23 protein-coding genes are annotated in these 21641 nt (G+C 50.9%); 14 read left to right on the forward strand and 9 right to left on the reverse strand.

All coding sequences use genetic code 11. The features are described 5' to 3' along the window. The coding region (locus ACWIZX_RS06025; protein ID WP_448335141.1) for a hypothetical protein at positions 1–236 on the reverse strand (236 nt) is incomplete at its 3' end. 261 nt (positions 237–497) lie between these two features. Between ACWIZX_RS06025 and mutS the strand changes: the two genes are divergently transcribed. Next, the gene (mutS, locus tag ACWIZX_RS06030) at positions 498–3074 is read left to right on the forward strand and encodes a DNA mismatch repair protein MutS (protein ID WP_448335142.1); all 2577 of its coding nucleotides are present in this window, start codon (positions 498–500) and stop codon (positions 3072–3074) included. A 1-nt stretch (position 3075) separates the two neighbouring features. Here mutS and ACWIZX_RS06035 read toward each other — a convergent pair whose 3' ends face one another. Continuing rightward, on the reverse strand, positions 3076–4527 hold the full coding sequence (locus ACWIZX_RS06035) for a DUF3536 domain-containing protein (protein ID WP_448335143.1): 1452 nt from the start codon (positions 4525–4527) through the stop codon (positions 3076–3078). Then, the gene (locus ACWIZX_RS06040; RefSeq protein WP_322794571.1) at positions 4528–5454 is read right to left on the reverse strand and encodes an SDR family oxidoreductase; all 927 of its coding nucleotides are present in this window, start codon (positions 5452–5454) and stop codon (positions 4528–4530) included. Between the two features lie 136 nt (positions 5455–5590). Between ACWIZX_RS06040 and ACWIZX_RS06045 the strand changes: the two genes are divergently transcribed. The 7 genes from ACWIZX_RS06045 (at position 5591) to ACWIZX_RS06075 (ending at position 11004) form a co-directional block, all read left to right on the forward strand. After that, positions 5591–6904, forward strand: coding sequence for a hypothetical protein (locus tag ACWIZX_RS06045; protein ID WP_322794572.1), 1314 nt, complete (start codon positions 5591–5593; stop codon positions 6902–6904). Positions 6905–6949: 45 nt separating this feature from the next. After that, complete coding sequence (gene ftsZ / locus ACWIZX_RS06050; RefSeq protein ID WP_448335144.1) at positions 6950–8116, forward strand: cell division protein FtsZ; 1167 nt, start codon at positions 6950–6952, stop codon at positions 8114–8116. 17 nt (positions 8117–8133) lie between these two features. Beyond that, on the forward strand, positions 8134–8352 hold the full coding sequence (locus ACWIZX_RS06055; RefSeq protein ID WP_448335145.1) for a hypothetical protein: 219 nt from the start codon (positions 8134–8136) through the stop codon (positions 8350–8352). A gap of 14 nt (positions 8353–8366) precedes the next feature. Next, the gene (locus ACWIZX_RS06060) at positions 8367–8585 is read left to right on the forward strand and encodes a hypothetical protein (RefSeq protein ID WP_322794575.1); all 219 of its coding nucleotides are present in this window, start codon (positions 8367–8369) and stop codon (positions 8583–8585) included. A 5-nt stretch (positions 8586–8590) separates the two neighbouring features. Continuing rightward, positions 8591–9709: a hypothetical protein gene (locus ACWIZX_RS06065; RefSeq protein ID WP_448335146.1), complete on the forward strand. Its 1119-nt coding sequence runs from the start codon at positions 8591–8593 to the stop codon at positions 9707–9709. A gap of 298 nt (positions 9710–10007) precedes the next feature. Then, positions 10008–10391: a hypothetical protein gene (locus ACWIZX_RS06070; RefSeq protein WP_448335147.1), complete on the forward strand. Its 384-nt coding sequence runs from the start codon at positions 10008–10010 to the stop codon at positions 10389–10391. A 73-nt stretch (positions 10392–10464) separates the two neighbouring features. After that, entirely contained in the window at positions 10465–11004 is a 540-nt protein-coding gene (locus tag ACWIZX_RS06075) for an FKBP-type peptidyl-prolyl cis-trans isomerase (protein WP_322794578.1), read from the forward strand. 65 nt (positions 11005–11069) lie between these two features. On the opposite strand, the gene ACWIZX_RS06080 is transcribed toward ACWIZX_RS06075, so the two are convergent. Continuing rightward, positions 11070–12131, reverse strand: a complete 1062-nt coding sequence (locus tag ACWIZX_RS06080) for a D-alanine--D-alanine ligase family protein (protein WP_448335148.1) — start codon at positions 12129–12131, stop codon at positions 11070–11072. 142 nt (positions 12132–12273) lie between these two features. On the opposite strand from ACWIZX_RS06080, the gene ACWIZX_RS06085 reads away from it, so the two are divergent. Both ACWIZX_RS06085 and ACWIZX_RS06090 read left to right on the forward strand, forming a co-directional pair. Beyond that, on the forward strand, positions 12274–13329 hold the full coding sequence (locus ACWIZX_RS06085; protein ID WP_448335149.1) for an alpha/beta hydrolase-fold protein: 1056 nt from the start codon (positions 12274–12276) through the stop codon (positions 13327–13329). A 3-nt stretch (positions 13330–13332) separates the two neighbouring features. After that, a complete protein-coding gene (locus tag ACWIZX_RS06090) occupies positions 13333–13674 on the forward strand; it encodes a (2Fe-2S) ferredoxin domain-containing protein (protein WP_448335150.1) in 342 nt (113 codons plus the stop codon). Positions 13675–14080: 406 nt separating this feature from the next. Here ACWIZX_RS06090 and hpt (ACWIZX_RS06095) read toward each other — a convergent pair whose 3' ends face one another. From hpt (ACWIZX_RS06095) to ACWIZX_RS06105, 3 genes are all read right to left on the reverse strand, one after another. Then, the gene (gene hpt / locus ACWIZX_RS06095) at positions 14081–14671 is read right to left on the reverse strand and encodes a hypoxanthine phosphoribosyltransferase (protein WP_322794582.1); all 591 of its coding nucleotides are present in this window, start codon (positions 14669–14671) and stop codon (positions 14081–14083) included. Beyond that, positions 14661–15023 carry a hypothetical protein gene (locus tag ACWIZX_RS06100; protein WP_322794583.1) on the reverse strand — a complete coding sequence of 121 codons (363 nt, stop codon included), beginning with the start codon at positions 15021–15023 and terminating at the stop codon, positions 14661–14663. The genes hpt (ACWIZX_RS06095) and ACWIZX_RS06100 overlap by 11 nt, the downstream gene beginning before the upstream one ends. Positions 15024–15091: 68 nt before the next feature. Beyond that, positions 15092–15655, reverse strand: a complete 564-nt coding sequence (locus ACWIZX_RS06105) for a cytidylate kinase-like family protein (RefSeq protein ID WP_448335151.1) — start codon at positions 15653–15655, stop codon at positions 15092–15094. A gap of 86 nt (positions 15656–15741) precedes the next feature. Between ACWIZX_RS06105 and hpt (ACWIZX_RS06110) the strand changes: the two genes are divergently transcribed. The 4 genes from hpt (ACWIZX_RS06110) (at position 15742) to ACWIZX_RS06125 (ending at position 20083) form a co-directional block, all read left to right on the forward strand. Then, positions 15742–16329, forward strand: coding sequence for a hypoxanthine phosphoribosyltransferase (gene hpt / locus ACWIZX_RS06110; protein ID WP_448335152.1), 588 nt, complete (start codon positions 15742–15744; stop codon positions 16327–16329). A 6-nt stretch (positions 16330–16335) separates the two neighbouring features. After that, positions 16336–17457, forward strand: a complete 1122-nt coding sequence (locus tag ACWIZX_RS06115; RefSeq protein WP_448335153.1) for a 6-phosphofructokinase — start codon at positions 16336–16338, stop codon at positions 17455–17457. Positions 17458–17543: 86 nt separating this feature from the next. Next, positions 17544–18326 carry a carbon-nitrogen hydrolase family protein gene (locus ACWIZX_RS06120; protein WP_448335154.1) on the forward strand — a complete coding sequence of 261 codons (783 nt, stop codon included), beginning with the start codon at positions 17544–17546 and terminating at the stop codon, positions 18324–18326. Positions 18327–18421: 95 nt separating this feature from the next. Next, positions 18422–20083 (forward strand): PfaD family polyunsaturated fatty acid/polyketide biosynthesis protein, encoded by a 1662-nt coding sequence (locus tag ACWIZX_RS06125; RefSeq protein WP_448335155.1) that lies wholly within the window; start codon positions 18422–18424, stop codon positions 20081–20083. A gap of 82 nt (positions 20084–20165) precedes the next feature. Here the strand turns inward: ACWIZX_RS06125 and ACWIZX_RS06130 are convergent, their stop codons facing one another. After that, positions 20166–20873: a 4'-phosphopantetheinyl transferase family protein gene (locus tag ACWIZX_RS06130; protein WP_448335156.1), complete on the reverse strand. Its 708-nt coding sequence runs from the start codon at positions 20871–20873 to the stop codon at positions 20166–20168. A 31-nt stretch (positions 20874–20904) separates the two neighbouring features. Beyond that, positions 20905–21641: polyketide synthase dehydratase domain-containing protein (locus tag ACWIZX_RS06135; protein ID WP_448335157.1), on the reverse strand; the 737-nt coding region annotated here is incomplete at its 5' end.

Raw genomic sequence — 21641 nt, forward strand, 5'->3', positions numbered from 1 at the left:
TTGTAAAACGAAAGTCCTCCCCAGCCCTCATAGGTTACCCGAATGCTGCGGCTGCCGGAATTAACCACGTCCAAAGCGTTCAAATCCACGCTGCCGCCCCAAGACCAGTTGAACCAGTTTGCCGCCAATTGATCGTCGTAAACAATCAGATCTTCAACGCTTTGAGGTTGAAAAAAATTATTCGGCAAACCTGTCAACACGACAACAATAACCAGAATCACACTGGTCAGTTTCATACAAGCTATATTGTAGAATTGCCAATTCCACTTTTCAAGCCACAAAATTGAAAGGCCTTCTTCAAGTTCCTTCCATCTTACAGCTTAAATAGAACGTACCCCATTTAGCACAACCGATAAATAAACAAAAAAGCGATAAGGCATACAATACTCCCTGTAGAATGGTTTGTTCTTTTGGTAGAATTACCTGCAACAGGTGGAATTATCCCGCCGTGTGAACCACTTGCAAGGATTAATTCAATCCACCTTGAGAAAAATCGAATGAGTGAAGACGTCACCCCCATCCGCCAGCAGTACCTCGAAATCAAGCGCCAATACCCACACGCCATCCTGTTCTTTCGTTTGGGAGATTTTTACGAAACCTTCGATCAGGATGCCGAAATCACCTCCCGAGAACTGGATATTGTCCTGACTTCGCGGAATGTGGCCAAGGGCAACCGCGTGCCGATGGCTGGTATACCCTATCACGCTGTTGAAAACTATCTGGCCCGCCTGATTGAGAAGGGGTATCACGTCGCTATCTGTGAGCAGGTCGGCGGTCAACCCACGCGCGGTTTATTCCCGCGTGAAGTGGTGCGGGTGGTTACCCCCGGCACGGTCATTGAACCAACCCTGCTCAAGGGGGATCGCAACAATTATCTGGCTGGGGTTGTCCTTCAGGATAACCGCGCCGGCATTGCTTATGTGGATATCACAACCGGTGAGTTTTTGGCCACCGAACTGACCGATGAGGGCGATACTGAAAACGTCCTGCGCGCTGAACTGATTCGCCTGCAGCCGGCTGAAATTATTCTGCCGGAAGCATTGGAACTCAATCATAACCTGCCGGGACATGTGACTCGCTGGCAGACCTGGCGTTTTGAAAGCGGGCGCTGTCAGGAAACACTTTTACGACATTTTGAAGTGGCTTCGCTGGATGGCTTTGGCTTGCGCGGTAAAGCGCTGGCAATTCGCGCAGCCGGGGCAATCCTGCAATACCTTCAAGAAACCCAGCCTTCGGCACTGCGCCTGCTGAAACAGATTGCTACCTACACGCTGGGCGATTTCATGGTGCTGGATGCTGCCACCCGCCGAAATCTTGAGCTTACTGAAACCTTGCGCAGCGGTGGAATGGAAGGCTCACTGTTAAGCGTTTTGGATCACTCCGTTACCCCCATGGGCAAACGGCTGATCCGTCAGTGGGTGAGCAAACCGCTCCTGGATATTCCTGCCATTCAACGCCGTCAGGATCGAATTGCTGAATTATTGGAAGATGGCATTCTGCGCAGCGAATTGAGGGCAAGCCTCCGGCCGCTGGTTGATCTGGAACGCCTGACCAACCGGATAGTAACCGGCCACGCAACCCCCCGCGATCTGGTCAGCCTGCGCTCAACCCTGCGCCTGTTGCCGCTGATTCGGCAACGGATACCCTCCCATCTGAAGCACCTTTCTGAGCTGCTGGAAAACCTTCATGACTGCCCTGAAGTTTTAAACCTTCTGGAAGCAGCTATCAGCGATGATCCGCCTGCTACGCTGCAGAATACTGGAATAATCCGCCGCGGTTATTCAACAGAGCTGGATTCGGTGATTGACTCATCCGCCCACGCCCGTGAGTGGATTTCGCGGCTGGAAGAGGTGGAACGGGAGCGCACCGGCATCAAGACCCTCAAGGTGGGATATAACAAAGTCTTTGGTTACTACATTGAAATTTCTCGCGGCGCAGCCCACCTTGCCCCCGCCGAATACATCCGCAAGCAAACCCTGGTCAATGCTGAACGCTTCATCACCCCCGAAATGAAGGAATACGAGGCGTTGGTGCTGAACGCAGAGGAGCGCATTCGAGAAATAGAGAATCGTCTTTTCCAACAAGTCTGCCTGCAAATTGCCGTGGCTGCGCCTAAACTGCTGAGCAGCGCCACGGCACTGGCGGAACTGGATACGCTTGCCTCACTGGCAGAAGCGGCTGCCATCGGCGAGTACTGCCGACCCCAACTGACCGAGGATAACACACTGGATATCCGCGACGGTCGCCACCCCGTAGTGGAACGGACACTGATCGGTGAACGGTTTGTTCCCAATGATGCCGTATTTGAAGCAGGAGAAACGGTTCGCATCATCACCGGCCCGAATATGAGTGGCAAGTCCACCTTTCTTCGTCAGGTTGCCTTGATTGTTCTCATGGCGCAAATTGGCAGTTTTGTGCCAGCCCGTCAGGCAACCATCGGGCTGGTGGACCGCATTTTTACGCGCATCGGCGCTCAGGATGAAATCCATGCCGGGCAGTCCACCTTTATGGTGGAAATGGTCGAAACGGCCAATATCCTGCACCATGCTACCAACCGCAGTCTGCTGATCCTGGATGAAATTGGACGCGGCACCAGCACTTACGACGGTCTCTCGATTGCGTGGGCAGTCGTGGAGTACATTCACAATCACCCTCGCCTGCGAGCGCGCACGCTCTTTGCCACACATTACCACGAATTGACCCAACTCGGTGAATTGTTACCCGGCGTGCGCAACTACAACGTTGCCGTAAGCGAATCCGAAGGCAAAGTGGTGTTCCTGCATAAAATTGTGCCGGGTGGCGCCGACCGCTCCTACGGCATCCACGTTGCGCAACTGGCCGGCCTGCCGCAGGCGGTTGTGCAGCGCGCCACCGAAATTCTGCGTCAGCTGGAAGCCTCAGCCGGAAAGGCTGTACGCATTGACCCGCTGGCTGCCCGGCAAATTGCCCTCTTTCCAGAGACCAATCCATTACTGGACGAATTGAAAAAACTGGATATCAATAATCTCTCGCCCATCGAAGCGCTGAATAAATTATATGAATGGCAGCGCAAATTTTTAGATAAATCCGATTAACCTAAAATCGCTCAATGTCCGACTGTACAAAGGGGAAGGACAGCTGTTCGTAACGCAGCCGCTCGATGTGATTCATGAACACCTGATCCCCACGCAGACTGGAGCGCCACGAACGCACCTCCGCCAACCGCTCTTTGGCTGCCGGAATCAGATCAATGCCGGTAGCCTGTCGCACCCACCAGATCGCCTGCGCTGCACTGACCACCACAATTCGCGGTTCGATCCGATCAAAATCTTCAAAAAACCAACCGCAGGAAGTAAACATGCGTTGTTTATACAGCTGCGCCCGCAACAGTAAATCTATCCTGTGAAGCTGATCCTCTTCCAGAGACTGATTCAATTCTCTTTGAATCAATTCCCTCACAGAAATCTTTCCATGCAGTACCTCAATATAGGCATATAGTAATTGCCACGGGTCATCGGTGTAAGGTGAAATTGAATTGACAAACTGTTCATCCACCTTGAGAGCAACCCAATCCAGGGCCTGCCGCAATTTAGACTTCCAATCGCCATTCGGAGCGCACGGGCAGGCTTCTTTCCAGCGTGCCACACCGTGGTGACAGCTCCACGAGGTATTTTCGCGTATGCGCGCTGTACGGCTGGCAGGATGCTGTCTGAGCCATAAACCCGGGTAGGTGAACTGCACCAATCGCGGGTGTGAAAATTCACGATGAGTCAGGTAATACAAAAACTTATCGCGGAAAGGCTGGTGATGCCCATATAACTCACCATCCGAAGCAATGATGAACAACCTGGCTTCATCCGAAGGATGACCGTTTGTTGAAAGGCGTGGCAGGATAAATTCGGTCATGAATCGGTCGCCATTGGAGGTTGCCAGCGGGTCAAAACTCACCCGCATGCTCAGCTCGGCTTCATAGAAAAATACGGTAATGCGCCGGTTTTCCCCCACATCTACCCAGTAGGGTTGTCCAACGTCTACTTGAGAATCTTCGGACTGCCAGGGTGCAAGAATGGTAAACTCAATTCCTTCATCCGCCAGAATTTGCAGGGTTTCCATATCAACGGCTGCTTCCGGCAGCCATAAACCGGCTGGCAGGTGACCAAATCGGTATTCAAAATCGGCAATACCCCATCGAATTTGGGTTATTTTATCATGACGATTTGCCAGCGGTAAAATGGTGTGATGATAGGGCTGTGCCATTCCATTGCCCACCCCAAAACGTTGATAGTTGCGCCTTTCCTGCTCGACAATTCTGGCAAAGGTGGCCGGGTCATAGGAAATCATCCAGTTGATCAGGGTCGGGCCGAGATCGAAACTGATTTTCTCGAAATTGCCCAATTCAGCATTGGGGCGGTAACACTGATCATGAATCCGCTCATTCCAATTCCGATAGGGATGTGCCCCCGGTTCTTTGGGCACCTCACCGGTGAGGGGATCTTCACGTACCGGTTGGTAATAATGACCATGAATACAAACGGCTTTTTCGCTCATCTACAATACAAAGCCCCTTTTTCGGCCAGGTTGTTTGATGGGTTGTGTCAGGTAATTCAGCTGCCGGTAAAAACGGGCTGGTAATATTCCAAAAGTGCGTGGGATCGAATCCAACAGGGTTGTACGATCAACCGCAAGATAATCCAGCCAGTATATTGAAACCGGGAAGTTGGGGAACTGATCGGCAATCAGCGCCAGCAAACGGAGCGTTGGGGGAGACACACTCCAAAACCGCCGATGAACACCGGCAGCCTCCATAATGTAAAGCAAAACCTGACGAAAAGAAAGCGCTTCAATTCCGCCAATAGAAATGGTTTGACCGATCAAATCATCCCGTTCAATTGCCAGTGCCAGACAATTAACCAAATCCTCAATCCAAACCGGTTGCAACCGGGAACTCCCCTCGCCGGGAATCAGCACAAAACCCGGCGAAATGCGCAACAAACGTGAAAATGCAGTGGTAAATTGATCACCCGGTCCAAAAATGACCGCCGAACGGAGAATGGTGTAATCCAGCCCCGAACGAATCAGAATATTTTCGGCCAGTCCTTTTGCGCGCAAAAGGGGATAGGCAGATGCCTGATCGGCCCCCAGATGGCTCAAATACAGAATGCGTTGAATACCCGCCTCTTTTGCGGCGTTGACCAATCCCTGGGTCCCCAGCACATCTACCTCGGTCAGGTTTCCCCGCCCGCTTCGTCGCTCACAGCCGGCAAGGTGAACAATTGTATCCACACCACGCATCGCTGCCCGTAGGCCACGCTCATCGCGCAGGCTGCAAACAGCTGCATCCACCGAAATACCACGCGGAAGTTGGGGGGAAACTTTGGAGGGGCGCAACAAAATCCGCACTGCTTTGCCGGAGGCAATCAGGTGTTGGACAAGTGCTTTACCAACAAAACCGGTACCACCGGTTATCAGAATCATGACTGGTTGAATTATAGCAGAATAGTCCATTTTTATTGGTGAAATTGGTTAACGTTTCACTCTCTCCAAATGGCATAGAACTTGCATTTTAAGTCGTCAATCCTCCCTGTTTTGAAAAATCACCGGTGAAAAAACCATGAACTCGATTACACCTTTTCCTTTTTCTTCTCGTCAGAAACTTGGTTTTCATTATTTCCCGGATACTCTGCATTACACCGAAAAAGACTTGCAGCAGTGGCTGCCTCTTCTAATGGATTTGGGTGTTGGGTGGCTGGTGCTCCGCACCGAGATCAACCGGGCAATACCCGAATACTTCATTGGCGGGTTGTTAAAGGCTGGAATTCAGCCAATCGTTCAATTCCCGATCAGTCTGCAAAGTCCCCCGGATCTGAAATCCATTTCCCCATTGATTGAAGCGTATGCGAGTTGGGGGGCAACTTTTCACCAGTTTTTTGACCGACCCAATATCCATCAATCCTGGCCGGCAAATCAGTGGGCTCAGCAAGATCTGGTTGAACGTTTTTTGGATCGCTATTTACCGCTCGCCGGACTGTGCATTCAGACTGATGCTTATCCCCTTTTTCCACCGTTGGAACCAGGTGGAAGTTTTTGGGATACCACCTTCCTGCGGGCTGCTTTACAGGCGATTGAACGCCGCAAGTTAAACATGCTGCTGGAGCGGTTGATTCTCTCCGTTTATGGCTGGACTTTTCAACGCCCGCTGAACTGGGGGGAAGGAGGTCCGGAACGCTGGCCGGAAGCCCGTCCCTACTTCACTCCCCCCCACTCGCAAGATCAGCGTGGTTTCTGCACCTTTGATTGGTACAGCGCGATCAGTGAAGCAGTGCTTCAAAAAAAGTCCCCGATGATACTTCTGCAAGCAGGGCTGCCCGCTGCGCCTGAAACATTGCAAGCGGACTCTGCAAAATTGCCCGAAATAGATGAAAACTATGTTGAAATTCTCAACCTTCTAAGCGCCTCCAGCATGCCCCAAACCGCCGCTGGCAGCACGGGGCTCATTTTGCCTGAAGAAATCATCAGCGTAAATTTCTGGCTGCTGAGCGCCGAGCAGGATACGAATTTTTCGCCGTTTGCCTGGTTTGAAGAAACTCAACCGGCGCGCAAAGCAGCTTTTCACCTTTGTGCTGCAAAAAACATTCAGACGAAGCGACCTTTGGTGCATGGAATTCTGGATGAAGACTCCTTGCGAAAAGCAATTCGTCCCCTTCAGCATTACCTTTATCTCGGTGAAAATGGAGAAGTCAATCTTGCTTCTCTTTTGCAAAAACATTCAACTTTCATCCTGCAGCATCTTCCTACAATAGGTTTCTCACTGGATGAAGCCCGACTGGCAAACCGCATTACTATGGCAGTAACAGCCGAAAAAGTTCCGGCAGATCTTCTGGAAACTTTACAAAAACAAGGCTGCCAGATTGACTGGTTGGAGTGAGGCTGGCACGACTATTGCATCTTGGTAGATAAGGAGCGGAAAACCATGAACATGACCATTCACACCCCCTCATCTCAATCCACATCACCCAGCGGATTACATAAGCCAGTTTTGAAGGTCATCGGTTTAGGTGGCGGTGGATCGAACGCCATTAACCGCATGATCGAGTTGGGTATCAGCGGCGTCGAATTTATTGCAGCCAACACCGATGCTCAGGCGTTGAAAAACAGCCTTGCGCCCACCAAAATTCAACTGGGGCCGCGGCTGACCAGAGGACTGGGCGCCGGCGGTGACTGGAAAATTGGCGAAGCCGCAGCGGAGGAAAGTTACAAAGAGCTCAATTCCGCGCTGGCCGGCGCAGATATGGTATTTCTCACCGCCGGCATGGGCGGCGGCACTGGAACCGGAGCAATTTCCATTGCTGCGAGGGTGGCTCGCGCCTTGGGTGCAGTAACGGTTGCCGTAGTCACCACCCCGTTTGGTTTTGAAATTGGACGCCGCCAAACCAATGCCCGCGAGGGGCTGGCGCGTCTGCGCCCCTATACAGACACCCTCATTACCATTCCCAACGACCGGCTGCTGAAAATTGCCTCGCGAGACCTGACCCTCGAAATGGCTTTCCGGTTGGCGGATGATGTCCTGCGACAGGGCATTCAGGGTATTTCTGAATTGATCACAGAACCCGGGTTAATCAATGTGGATTTTGCCCATATCCGCACCGTGATGCAATCCGGGGGTGGCTCGCTGTTATCCATTGGTTTCGGTCAGGGGGAACGCAAGGCTCAGAAAGCCATCGAACAGGCTCTCCACCACCCCTTGATTGATGATATTCATCTTGAAAATGTATCCGGCATTATCGTCAACTTCACCGCCGGCTCAGACCTGACCTTTATGGAAGTCATGGAAGCCCTGACCGAATTGCAGGAAAAAACCAACAATCAGGCCGAAATTATCCCCGGTGTGATCACCGATGAACGCATGGGAGATCGGGTCGAGGTGATCATGGTATTGACCGGGATTGGAGCAACCCCGATTGAAGTACCCAGGGTTACTGCTCGTCCAGTCCAACAGCCCGAAGCAGTGGCAGTTCCCAACCCGGCGCCCCGCCCCCTGCCGGTCATAGAGCGTTCTGAAACCTCCCCAGCCCAGGAACCGGCCGCAATTCAAGCCGATTTGGATATTCCCGCATTTCTGCGCCGCCGAGTCAGATAAAAATACAGGAAGCACTCATGGATGCCAAAGTCCTCCAAACTGTATGCCGGCAGGTGTATCAAAAACACCCCGAAGTGCGTGGAGTAATCCCCAAGGTCAAACCTCAAACCAGCACCACTTTTTTGCTAATTTTTGAGAGTAAAGCGACCACGGCTAACGGTCAAACAATCCGGCACACCATCCGAGCCGTCGTAAATGCTGAGGGGAAAATCACCAAACTGACCTCATCCCGTTGAACTGGAGGTTGATCATGAATGGTTCACTGTATAACAAATGCGAATTGATCTTTTGGGATGTGGCAATTGACCTTCTCACCCGCTCGGTTTGGCTGCGTAATTTGATCCGACAGGCGGTTCTGTTGAAAAATACACCTGACCTGAAATTCTACCTGTCCATAGTGATCTTCAGCGGTTTGTTCGGATTCTTTGTCGGTTTTTCAATCCCCCACTTTCTGCAATTCCTGCGGTGATTTCCATGAAACGTGCTTTGCAATCGGGAATTGTTGGATTTTTCCTGTGTTTGTTGATCTTTCCACTACAAACCATCCAGGCCGTTCGTGGTGTACCCGGCTCGCCAGATTTTGGTTACGGAGCCTGGATTCATCCACAAAGCACATTGAGCATTGAAGGCGCTCAGCTGCTGGGTGAATTACCCCTCGACTGGGTAGCCATTCCGCTCGATTGGGCAGAGGCTATGCCGCAAATTTCCAGTTCGCCCGAATTAGGCGCACTGGATGCGGTTTTTAACGCCCTCACCGGACGCGGGACAGTGGTCATGCTTCGCCTTTACAATCCACCCGGCTGGGCAAAAACCGAAACAGGACTGAACGCCGATATTACCGCGCAGTGGCTTTTCTGGCTTTACCAGCGTTACCAGCCCACACTGCGTGCCGTCGAATTGCTGCCGGCAGCCAATACACGCCAGGGTTGGGGCAATTCCCCTGATCCCTGTCAATACGCAAACTTCTTTATGGAGGTCAAGACTGCCCTTAACTCACGTGGAAGTGACCTGCTGTTGATTGCCGGTGGTCTTCAACCCCTGAATCCCGCTTCAGACAGGGAGGATTGGGATGATCTCGATTTCCTTCAGGATTTATACAACTGTGGAGCAAAAACATGGATGCCGGTGCTGAGCATTCAGATGCCGGTACTGAGTGGTGACCCCGCTCGCCCTGCTTCCGGAGAGGATCCTTTTGCCCTGCGGCATTACGAACTGGTTCGCCAAACCATGTTGAACAATGATCATGCGGAAGGCATCCTCTGGGTTACCTTGATTAACCCACCCGATGGTACAATAGACATAGCCGATCAAAAGTATGCTCAATCGGTACAACAAGCAGAGTGGCTGAAGCAGGCATTGATTCAGATGCGTTCTCAACTTTATATGGGGGTGGTATTCTTATCCAGTTTGAATCCTCCCCCTGCTGGCAACCCATTCGGAAATCAAACCGCCTTGCTGACCGGGCGGCAGACTTATCACCCCTTTTACTCTGCCTTGCAGGCTGTAATTCAACAAACCAACCCTTCTGCCACCAGCAATCGCCCGGGACGACCAAAGAGCATTCCTATTCCCAAATGTCAAAATAAAAAATAACCATAAAATGCGCAAATTGATCCTCCTCCTATCCATCCTCGCCTTCCTTGCCTGTCTGGCGGCAGGGATTTTTATTGCGCAAAAATCGCTTGAGGCAGCTGGCGATATAGGGAATACCGCTGAAATTAGCCGACCTGCTTCACCCCACCAGCAAAATATCTTATTAATTCACATTGATCAACTGGAGAAAAACCAACCGGAACTCATCTCGGTTTGGGGCCTGATCCTCTATTTTCCAGAACCCAAAATCATCCTGCAGCCGATTTATCCCTCGCCAATCGGGCAAGAGAGTTTTCCTTTGAGCGCATTCAAAATAACAACAGATAAAACGCTCAACCCTCGTTTCATTCAGCAAGTTTCATTGCAAACTCAAATGGCGTGGGACAATTATATTTTGATGGATCATCAGGCACTTTCGTTCTTCGCAGCAGAACTAACCTCAGATGAGGTGTTTTCTCCATCCGATCTGACCGATGGCGTGATTGCGGTTGAGCGTATTTACTTATCGCGACTCTGCGAGCAATTTGTTGCCTTGGAACACACTGCTTTTCAGAAAATTCATTGGACGCACATCATACCTGATCATTGGCGTTCCAATCTACCTTTTGACGAGGCAATTCTTCACTGGGAAAAACTGACTTCTCCACAAAGCCCAATAAAATGTGAAGTGTTTGGAGAATAAGACTGTTTTGATGTTATAATTTAAAAGTTAATACATTTTGCTCTGGGCAAGTCCAGAAAGATTGGAGATAAACATGAATCAAAAAGCCGCTCCCACAGTGGTTGCCGATGATGTGGTCGTCACCATGGCGTACACTTTGACCGTCAACGGCGAAGTTATTGATACCTCAGAAGAATCAGATCCCTTGATCTTCTTGCAGGGCTACCGGAACATTATTCCGGGTTTGGAAAGAGAATTATATGGGTTGAACGTCGGTGACTCTAAAAAAGTGATCGTCAAACCGGAAGACGGCTATGGTGATGAAGATCCTGAAGCCTTTATGGAAGTTCCGCGCAGCGACTTTCCCAAAGAAATTCCACTGGAAGTTGGCACCGAACTGGAAATTCGAGACGAAGATGATGAAACTTTGCTGGCAACCATTGACCGGGTTACCAAAGACTCGATTCGGCTGAATTTCAACCATCCGCTGGCGGGTAAAACCCTCGAATTTGACGTCAAAATCCTTGACCTGCGCGCTGCTACAGAAGAAGAATTGGAACACGGCCACGCCCATGGTGGAGAAGAAGAAGATTTCGACGAATTTGAATTTGAGGACGAGGAAGAAGAGAATTAAGTGAAAAACACGACCGGTTTCTACATCGAACCGGTCGTGATTTTTCTCAGTTTAGTTAAATAAACTCAATCCAACATCCCATAGCGTTTCATGGCTGTGTGTAAAATCATCAGCACCAGTTCGCTATGACTGATACCATCGGCTGCCGCTTCGATGACAATATCCGAAATTCCCGGAGACAACCCCGGCAGCGGATTTACTTCCAGAATGTAGGGTTTCCAGTTGTCGTTCGCGTCTAACCGAAAATCAACTCGGGCCACATCCAGACATCCACATACCCGGAAAACAGCCGCTGCCAGCCAGTTCAATTCATCTATCATTTCATCATCCAGCGGAGCCGGGCAGAGGTAGTTCAGATCCTCGGCCAGCTGCACTTTCAGCCGGTTTGAATAAACCACGTCGCTCTCTGCAAACGGCTTCAAGTCCACTTCCATCGGCGGGAAAAAGCGAAGCCCGGCTTGAATACGAGGGGCATTCAAATTTTGCGGCAATCGGCGGGCAACCGGCCCGATCAGGTTTCCGACCATGCCCACCGTCACTTCCCGTCCTTCAATATAACGTTCTACCAGCGCCGTCTGCCGATATTTTTCCAGGATGTAAGCCACCTGTTGGCGTAATTCTTTCTCATTGTGAACAATGGAATTGGCGCTGACTCCCATCCCGGTGCCTTCCCGGCTGGGTTTAACGAACAAAGGAAATTGCATCCCTTCCGACAGTGGTTCATCTGGGCGTTCAAAGGATTGAAAATCGGGCGTAGGCAGATCATGATAGGTCAGTACACGCTTGGTCATTGGTTTATCCAGGGCTAACGCCAGGGTTAGCACTTTGGAGCCTGTGTAGGGGATTCGCATCATCTCCAACAAAGCCGGAATTTGAGCCTCTCGTGCATCTCCGAAGTGGCTCTCACAGATATTGAAACAAATATCCGGTTGATAGCGTTCCAATTCCTCCACCAGGCGAAGATCACCCTCAAAAAATTCTGCCTCGTAACCGCCGGAGCGGATGGCATTCACAATAGCATTGACGGTTGATTCAGAATCCAGATCATCCCACTGATCGGCCGGCATTTCCTCCCAGCGGGGAGCATTTTTCTTCAAATTGGCCAAAACGGCGATTTTTTTCTTCATTTTGTAATCTTACTCACATTTCAAAAAGAATATCCATGCCTTGACGCGGCATGGAATTTGCAAAACGATAATACCCATCCGAATTCACAATTGCAAGTATACTCAATATCAGATAAAAGAAAAGAGGTCATTTGGAGCAACTATGGAAAATTCAGAAATTTCCCACTTAATTCGCTCCCATTTGCTGGAATCGGGCAATCCGGTGATTTTGAATGACAAAATTTATCTCTGTTGGCTGGGTGATCATCCGCCATCCATTATTTCGGATTTGAATTGCTGGGATGTAGAACATCCAATCCAGTTTGAGCTGCTTGAAAATGATTTATGGATCTATTCTTTCGAATTACCGTGGGGGTCTTACATTGAGTATGCCTTTCTCCGCAATAATCGCCGCATTCACGATCCTCACAATCCTCACCGCACACCCAATGGGATGGGAAAATTCAATCACTTCTTCACCTTCCCATCCTCCGAGATGGAAAATTTCCTCCCCAAAGAACCGCCCCCGCTCAAAGGCAGCCTGACCAGCCTGCGCCTCCCCACAAATCAACTGCTGGCCGGTAAAAAGCGCAAAGTCCATTTTTACCAACCCCCAACGAAGGAACCCGTCCCTTTGATGGTGATGTGGGATGGTAAAGAATACCTGGAACGGGCATTCCTCCCCTACCTGATCGAAGAACTGGTTGAATTGGGAAAAATTCAGCCCGTTGCCCTGGCATTAATTGAAAATGGCAGGCGCTACCGCACGATGGAATATTTTTGCTCCGAAGCAACCCTCGGATTTATGCAAATGGCGGTGATCCCGGCCGCATTGCAGCATCTGAACATTCTCTCCCCATACGATGAAAAAGGCAGCCTGGCTATCGGCGGCGCTTCGCTGGGCGGGTTAATGGCGTTCTATGCCGCTTTGCGTTTACCGCAATGGTTTGGTAAAGTGCTGTCCCAATCCGGTGCATTCGCCATTGGCGATCAAAAACTGGTGGTGTGGAGCTTGATCGAGCATCAAGAAACCCTGCCGCTCAAGATCTGGCTGGACTGTGGAATGTTCGAATCCCTGCTGGAAACAAACCGCCAAATGGCAGCGTTGCTCGACCAAAAAGGGTATGAATTTCAATATAGGGAAAGTCCCAGCGGTCATAATTACCCGGCCTGGCGGCGACTGTTGCCGGAAGCCCTTATCAACCTTTTCGGTCAGTAAATCATGCCCGAAAATCCCGCTTCACCCACAGCAGGCTTTCCAGTCCGGCGGGTTTACATTTGCGGTAACGGCAAATGCACTGACCGCCCGGCCGCCCAAAGGGTATTTGAACATTTGCTTTCGTTAATTCAGGCATACCATCTGGATGATTTTGATGCCCCCGCCCGTGTCAAGTGTCAACTGGCAGGCTGCCTGGATGTTTGCAAAAATGGGGCAACAATGGTGATTCAACCGGATGGAATTTACTACTGGAACATTGATGAAAAAAGTGCGGAAAGAATTTTCTTTCAACATTTGCTCAACAATCAACCGGTTGAAGAGTTAATATACAGGCCAAATGATTAAACCAAAATTTCGTGTAAGTATGCTTTTCCGAATTAAAAAACTTAAAATTCACCACGAATTTGTCCAGACATCATCAAAAATACTTGACTCCGATTGCCAATTTTCCTATAATAAAAGTGCAGGGAGCTCAAAGGAATTGATGGCTCCTCGACGGGTAACCGGGAGTTTTTGGTAAAACTGAGAATTTGAGGGTCAAACCTTAAAAACAGATTACCTAAAAAGACTGTGTACAGTCACCCCGGAAGGTGCATTCGCTTCCTGGTGGGTTGCGGAAAACCCCTTCCCCTGAAAAAACGGGAAGTAAAAGCCAGAGAAGGATGCCCAAGGAAAACGACGAGGAACGCAAGTAGGTTACTTTGAGCCCCTGCTCATTCCACCCCCGGTCGAACAGCCGGGGGTGTTTGTTTCATTTATCCTTAACTTTCCCCTTCAATACTTCCGGCTTGAGCAGTCCAACAAACGGCAGATTGCGATAGCGTTCGTTGTAATCCAACCCATAGCCAACCACAAAACGATCCGGCAGGTCAAATCCTTTGTATTTCAACGGGATGTCAATCAAGCGGTGTGCCGGTTTGTTGAATAACACACACACTTCCAGGCTGGCAGGGTTGCGATCCCGCAGGCTGCGCAGCAGATAACCCAGCGTCAGGCCTGTATCAACCACATCTTCCACAAACAACACATGCCGACCATCAATGGGAATTTCCAGGTCTTTGATTAGCCGCACCATCCCCCGCTGACGGGCTTCGGCGGAGTAGCTGGCAACCGCCAGAAAATCCACCTCATTGGGAATGGTGATGACCCGCAACAAATCAGCCATCAGGAAGAGGACGCCCTTTAAAACCCCCACCAGCACCGGATTTTTATCCGCATAATCTTGAGAAATCTGCTCCCCCAGCTGATTAACTTTCTGACGAATTTGTTCTTCCGTAATCAGGATTTCACGAATATCCCTGCCGAGTTCGCCGTATTTTGCCAGAATATCGTCATTCGTCATCGTTTCGCTTTTGAGCCTCCGTCCCTTGCAAATGATTGGCTTCGTCAAACAATCCATATTTGACCATTAAGTCGCGCATCTCCCGTCGTTTGAGCAGTTTGATTTTGATGTGCGGGTACAACTGGTTCATCAGCCGGATTTTTTTGTTTTTGCGGGTGGACAGCTGCGGTCTCAGCGTGGTAAGTTCAATGTATAAATCCTGCTCCGGCAGGTAAAAGTCTGGGGAAAAGGCAAGGGTGACATTGCCATTCTCGTCCCATTCCAGAGGAAAAGTGTGCGGTTCATATTCCCAGCGAATTCCGTAAAAATCTAAAATACGGGCAAAAATTTCCTCTGCCGGATGTGCAAACACAGGTCTTTTTTGTTCATCCTGCGACAATGAAAGAATACCTCTTTCTCTCGATAAAATTCTCTGAAGGGTCAGACGGTGATTCTGCTCAACACATGGCAGATCATTTCGGCAGCCACTTCGCAATTGATCCTTCCCGTGTTGATAACCAGATGATACAAACAGGGGTCATTCCAATCCACCTGATAATAGCGCGCAAGGTACAATTTTCGCGCCCGATCACTGGCCAAAATTTGCGCTCTGGCAGCTTTCGGATTGACCTTCTTTTCCTCCACAATCCGTTGGATACGCACCTCTTCATCCGCAACAACACGCACGTGAAATACCCGTGGATGTCCTCTCAGGACAACCTGTCCCGCCCTGCCGATGATCACCACTCTGCCGGCATCGGCCAGTTCATGCAGCACCTGACTGACAGCGTTTAAGTAATCCTGTTGTTGCTGGCCGGTGGGATTGACCCCCAGCAAACCCAGTTCATCAATCATTGCCAGAGCAACTTCCGGCGCTCCTGCGCGCAAGGCCGCCTGATTAATCAGGTCCCGCCAGACCAACTGATACCCCATCCGCTCGGCGATCAGCCTGCCAATCACCGAACCCCAACTGCCCATCTGACGGGAGATGGTTACAACATCCATAACAAAATTATAGCATGTCCCTGTTTTAGTTCGTGGTATGATTCATTCGTGATTAATTATCCCCTATCCTCAGCGAGGTGAGCAACATGAACCCGCGGTTAAAATTCCCCTATGAATTTATCGGCGAAATTCTCATCACTCAGGAACAAATCCAGCAGCGAGTGGCTGATTTAGGTGAACAGATAACACAGGATTACCAACATAGCGATAAGTTGCTGCTATTGGGCTTACTGCGGGGTAGTGTGATGTTCATGACTGACCTGATGCGCCACATCCGCCGCCCGATGACCATGGACTTCATGCTGGTTTCTTCCTACGCCGGCACCCAATCCAGCGGTTTTGTGCGCATTGACGCCGACCACAAAACCAACATCTATGGTTGGGATGTCATCCTGATTGACGATATTGTGGATACCGGTTACACCCTTTATACGGTTCGCAAATTACTTTTAGAACGCCAGCCCCGCAGCCTGAAAATTTGCGCTCTGCTGGACAAAAAGGCTCGCCACAAAGTTGATATCCACATTGATTATCTGGGCTTTGAAATACCCGATTATTTTGTGGTCGGTTATGGACTGGATATTGACGAAAAAGGGCGCAATCTGCCTTATATTGCATCGGTTGATCTGGAAAAATACAAAAAACTCTACGCGACAGAAACAGGGGAAAAGTGAGGTATTATGAAAAAAAGAATTGGGGTTCTTACCACAGGAGGAGATAGCCCGGGTATCAATGCCGCCCTCCGTGGGCTAGGCAAGGCTGCCTCGGGGGTGTATGGAATGGAAATCATCGGTTTTCAAGACGGTTTTACCGGAATGGCGCAGGGATTGACCGTTGAGCTGGAAGGTTCGGCATTTTCTGGCATTCTCACCACCGGCGGCACCATTCTCGGCACCAACCGCGACCGACCCGACCGCGTTATCATTGATGGCGTTGCGAAGGATGCCACCGACCAGATTCTGGAAAATTATAAAAAGTTGAAGCTGTATGCGCTGGTCTGCATCGGCGGCAGCGACGCTCAAAACAGCGCATATTACCTGATGCAGCGCGGCCTGAACGTCATCACCCTGCCAGTTACAATTGACAATGATTTGACCGGTACCGATACCTCCATCGGGTTTGATACTGCTGTGGAAGTGGCTGCCGAAGCAATTGACCGATTACACAGCACCGCCATCAGCCATCACCGCATCATCATTGTAGAAATGATGGGACGCGAAACCGGCTGGCTGACCCTGGCCGCCGGCATTGCTGGAGGGGCGGATGTGATTCTCATTCCGGAAATTCCCTACCACACCGAAAAAGTGGCCGAAGCCATTCTGCAGCGCAGCCACAAAGGTAAGCGCTTTTCTCTGGTTGCCGTTTCCGAAGGTGCCATTTCTCAAGAAAGTGTGCGTTTCTTTGAAAAAGCCCGCCTCGCCAACCGCCGTCTGCGGCAGGGAGAAGAACAATCCGAGATTGAACAGAGGCTGGGCACCATTGAAAAACGTGCTGCGGGTGATACCCTGCATCTGGCCAACCGTTTGGAAGACTTTACCAAACTGGAAACCCGCATTACGATTTTGGGTTACCTGCAACGCGGAGGTACACCCTCAGCAACTGACCGTGTCCTTGCCACCCAGCTAGGAACCGCCTGTGCCGCTCTCATTCAGGAAGGTGTTTTTGGCGTGATGGTCGGGACGCGCTCCGGCACGGTGGTGACCACTCCGCTGGCTGAAGTGGCTAATCAGACAAAGGCTGTCCCGCTCGACCATGCCTGGATCCAGGGCGCACGGTTGGTTGGCGTCAGTTTAGGAGACTGAAAATCCCCCTCACAAGGTGGTGGGAGGATTGAATCTTATCCTCAGTCTTTAATGGATGGAGAATTTTGGTAGTTTTGAGGAAAAAAATGAGCTCGATCCGTATTACCGTTTGTCAACTGCGCGATGACCCAAAGGGTTTAGCCGAAGACTGGGCAGGTCTGGTTGACCATGTCAAGCAAAATCACAGCGATCTGGTGCTGTTACCCGAAATGCCCTTTGCGCCTTGGGTCATGCTGGAAGATCAGCCTTCTTTGCAGAAATGGGTTGAATTTGTCCACCAGCATGACCAATGGATGCAACGGCTGCCGGAACTCAACCCGGCGGTAGTTTCCGCCACACGTCCGGTGATCAGCAACGGCCGCTGGTTGAATGAAGCCTTTCTCTGGGATGCCGAAAATGGCTACCGTGCTGTTCACCACAAAACCTACCTCCCCGACGAACCCGGCTTCTGGGAAGCCGCTTGGTACGACCGTGGGCCTGTTCAATTCATCCCAACCAACACCCGTTTTGGGAAGGTGGGTTTTTTAGTGTGTACTGAAATTTGGTTCACGGAACATGCCCGCAGTTACGCCCATCAAGGGGTACGGATTTTGCTTTCTCCGCGTGCAACCGAAAAAGCCACTACCGATAAATGGGTAATGGGCGGCCGCGTTGCCGCCGTGATGAGTGGGGCTTATTGTCTTTCCTCCAATCGTTGGGGGGCAACAGGAGCGGGTTTTGATTGGGGCGGCAGCGGTTGGGTCGCCGAACCGGATCAGGGTGATTTGCTGGCAGTTACCGACCAACAAAAACCATTTGTTACCGTTGAAATTGACCTTTCCAAAGCCGACCATGCCAAAAATGGTTATCCGCGTTATGTGAAAGAATAACCACAGCCAGCAATTTTCTTTTGAGACCAAATTCAACCTTTAACCGCAACCCGCACAGGGTTTTTGGGTTTAACCCTGAGAGGTATCAACCAGCCATGAATCCCTTACGCTTCCGCTCACCTAGTCTTCAAAACCATTTGTTGGAAATTTTCTGGTCGGGGAATCCCACCTGTTTAGCCAGTGAGGTAGAAAGCATCCGACAGACGCTTTTATCTCTCGATGAACCCGTATTTGTTCTGACCGATGGGAAGAATGTATGGGTGGCCAGAGAAGGTAGGCTGAGCGCAGCCGATCAAAATTCAGCCGCTCCTCACCGCTGGCTGGCAACCCTGCCCCCCCTCCCCATTGAAGCGCTCGGCGATCCGGCTTTCTGTCATTGGCATGGCTGCCGTTATGCCTATTACAGCGGCGCCATGGCCAACGGGATCGCCTCGACCCGTCTGGTGATTGCGATGGGGAAAGCCGGTTTTCTGGCATCCTTCGGCGCGGCAGGTCTTTCGCCGGAACGCATCGAAGTGGCAATCCACGAGATCAAAACTGCCCTACCCCAAGGTCCCTTCGCCTTTAACCTGATCAACAGCCCCAACGAACCTGCCATGGAATGGCGGGCAGCCGAATTGTATGTCCAGCACAGCATCCGCACGGTGGAGGCCTCGGCCTATCTGGAAATAACACCCGCTCTGGTTTTTTACCGCGCCAGTGGTTTGAGCAGCCAGCCGGATGGTAAAATCGTTATCCAGAACCGGCTGATTGCCAAACTCTCCCGCAAGGAAGTCGCCCGTCAATTCATGCTTCCCGCTCCGGATGAATTATTGAATCAACTGGTGCAGGAAGGCAAATTGAGTGAAACTCAGGCGAACCTTGCCCGACTTGTCCCCATGGCGGATGACATCACCGTAGAAGCCGATTCGGGCGGACACACCGACAACCGCCCTCTGGTGGGTCTGCTGCCATCCATTATAACTTTGCGGGATGAAATTCAATCTCAAATGCAATACCCCGCCCCCATTCGCATTGGGGCGGCAGGCGGTATCAGCACACCTCATGCTGCCCTTGCGGCTTTTACGATGGGAGCCGCCTACATTGTAACCGGTTCGGTCAATCAGGCCTGCGTGGAGGCCGGCGCTTCTGAGCACACCCGCCGACTACTGGCACAAGCCGATATGGCCGATGTGACCATGGCCCCCGCCGCCGACATGTTCGAAATGGGTGTTAAGGTGCAGGTACTGAAGCGGGGCACCATGTTTGCCATGCGTGCCTCCAAACTGTACGAACTGTACTCCCGCTACCCTTCACTGGAGGCTGTTCCTGCTGAAGAAATCCAGAAACTGGAAAAGACCGTCTTCAAACGCCCGGTTGAAGAAATCTGGCAGGATACCGTGCGCTTTTTCCAGCAGCGCGACCCACGCCAGCTGGAACGCGCCGAAAAGGACCCCCGTCATAAAATGGCGCTGGTATTCCGCTGGTATTTGGGGCTTTCCTCGCGCTGGTCAAACAGCGGTGAAGCCGGCCGCGAGATGGATTACCAGATCTGGTGCGGACCGGCCATGGGCGCATTCAATGAATGGGTACGTGGAACTTATCTGGAAAAGCCGGAAAACCGCTCGGTGGTGGATGTTGCTCTTCAAATCCTGACGGGCGCGGCATACCTCCAGCGCATTCGTTTATTGAATATATTGGGCATCCAGACCACCCCGGAACTGGAGCGTTATCAGCCGGTTCACCAGCTGGCTGGCTCAGCCGTACAACCGGTCTAAACCTTTTTAACCGAAAGTTAATACACGGATAAACATCAACCTTTGCGGTTCTCCATCTTTGCATTGATTGACTTCAACTGACTTACCAATGGATTTCTTTAATATCAAACACTGGCTTATGACTCGCGGGCATATTGACCACAATTGTGATGATGAAATTTTCCCGCTTCTGCCACCAACCGTGTAATTGATAGCCTTCTTCCGGCAAATTACTGTGAAAATTCACTTTCCGCCATCCTTGCGGAAATTCGTCTTCCAAAGGATGTACTTCTACCATCCGGGTATCCACCGCCAGACCCACCCGCAAGGACTTCAAGGCAGATTCCTTCGCACTCCAGATCAGGGTTGTGCGCAGCGAATGCTCACGATTTGGGGCAGCAGTGACCCATTCAATTTCCTTTTCCGTAAAGTAATCCTGCAAAAATGCCGGATGCCGCTCCTCAATCCATTCCAGATCAATCCCCACAAACACATCCTTATTGGTAAGATACGCAGCTGCGGCTTGATTCTCACGATGCGAAAGACTTAAGCAACCCGGCAGGATTTGACCCTCTACAAAAACCACCGGATTGCCATTGATGTGATTCTCAATACTGATTTCAGTCAGCGGTTTACCGGCCAGCCGGGGTGAACAACGTAATAACAACTGCTTTGCCGTCCACCTGCCACTTAGCCATTCCCTGCGCCGTTTGGGGAAACGCATCCCGATCAGCATTTCCTTTTCTGTCGGGGATAGCCACATCCAATCCGAAACGGTGAGGTCTCCCCAATCCGGGGAAACCTCACCCATGCACCACATGATTTGGACAAGGCTCTGCGCTTTAGAGCGTAGCATCCGTGCCGTTCACCAGCAACTTCATCGGTTTCAACAAAGCCGCATCCACCGAATACGGTAAAGCCACTGTGCGGTAATCTTTGACTTCCAGATACAGCGTGCCATTCTCATCCACCAGTCGGGCGTCGAATGAAACACTTCCATCCGATAACCGCATCGGAACCACCTCAGCAAATAAAGGTTTGCCGGGTTGGGGTCGGTTCCTATACAGAACCAGCTTGCCAATCGAACGCGGCAGCGCCAGTGTTCCGGTAGCGCCAGCTTCCCAGACGCCGGCAGTTTGCAAAATCGCTTCCAGCAAAATGGGCATCGTCACCAGGGTAACCGGCTGTTCTGTGATGGATGGCAGAGATTCCCTTACTTTGCCTAACACCTTACCGCCATCCCGTTGAACGCCTTCCAAAACCTGAAAGGACGGGCCATGGAAGTAGAGGCGGTAAATTTCCTCACCGGCAACCGTATAAGCTCCATTCCAGCGGGGAGGCTGGGCAGCAGCCGATGCCGGCCTGGTGGATTGAGGATTCAGGTATACCTTACCGGCAAAGTGCTGGACAACTTCATTCGGGCGAGTTTTCGCCGCCAGGGTAGATTCCAGGCACACATCGGCAACCAGACCCTTACGCTCACGGACCACCCGCGCTTTCCAGGTAATTCGACGAGGTTCGTTACGATAAAACTTGAATGGAGCCAGGAACTGAATATCTTCCAGCCGTTCAACCTCAA

Source organism: Bellilinea sp., assembly GCF_053501535.1.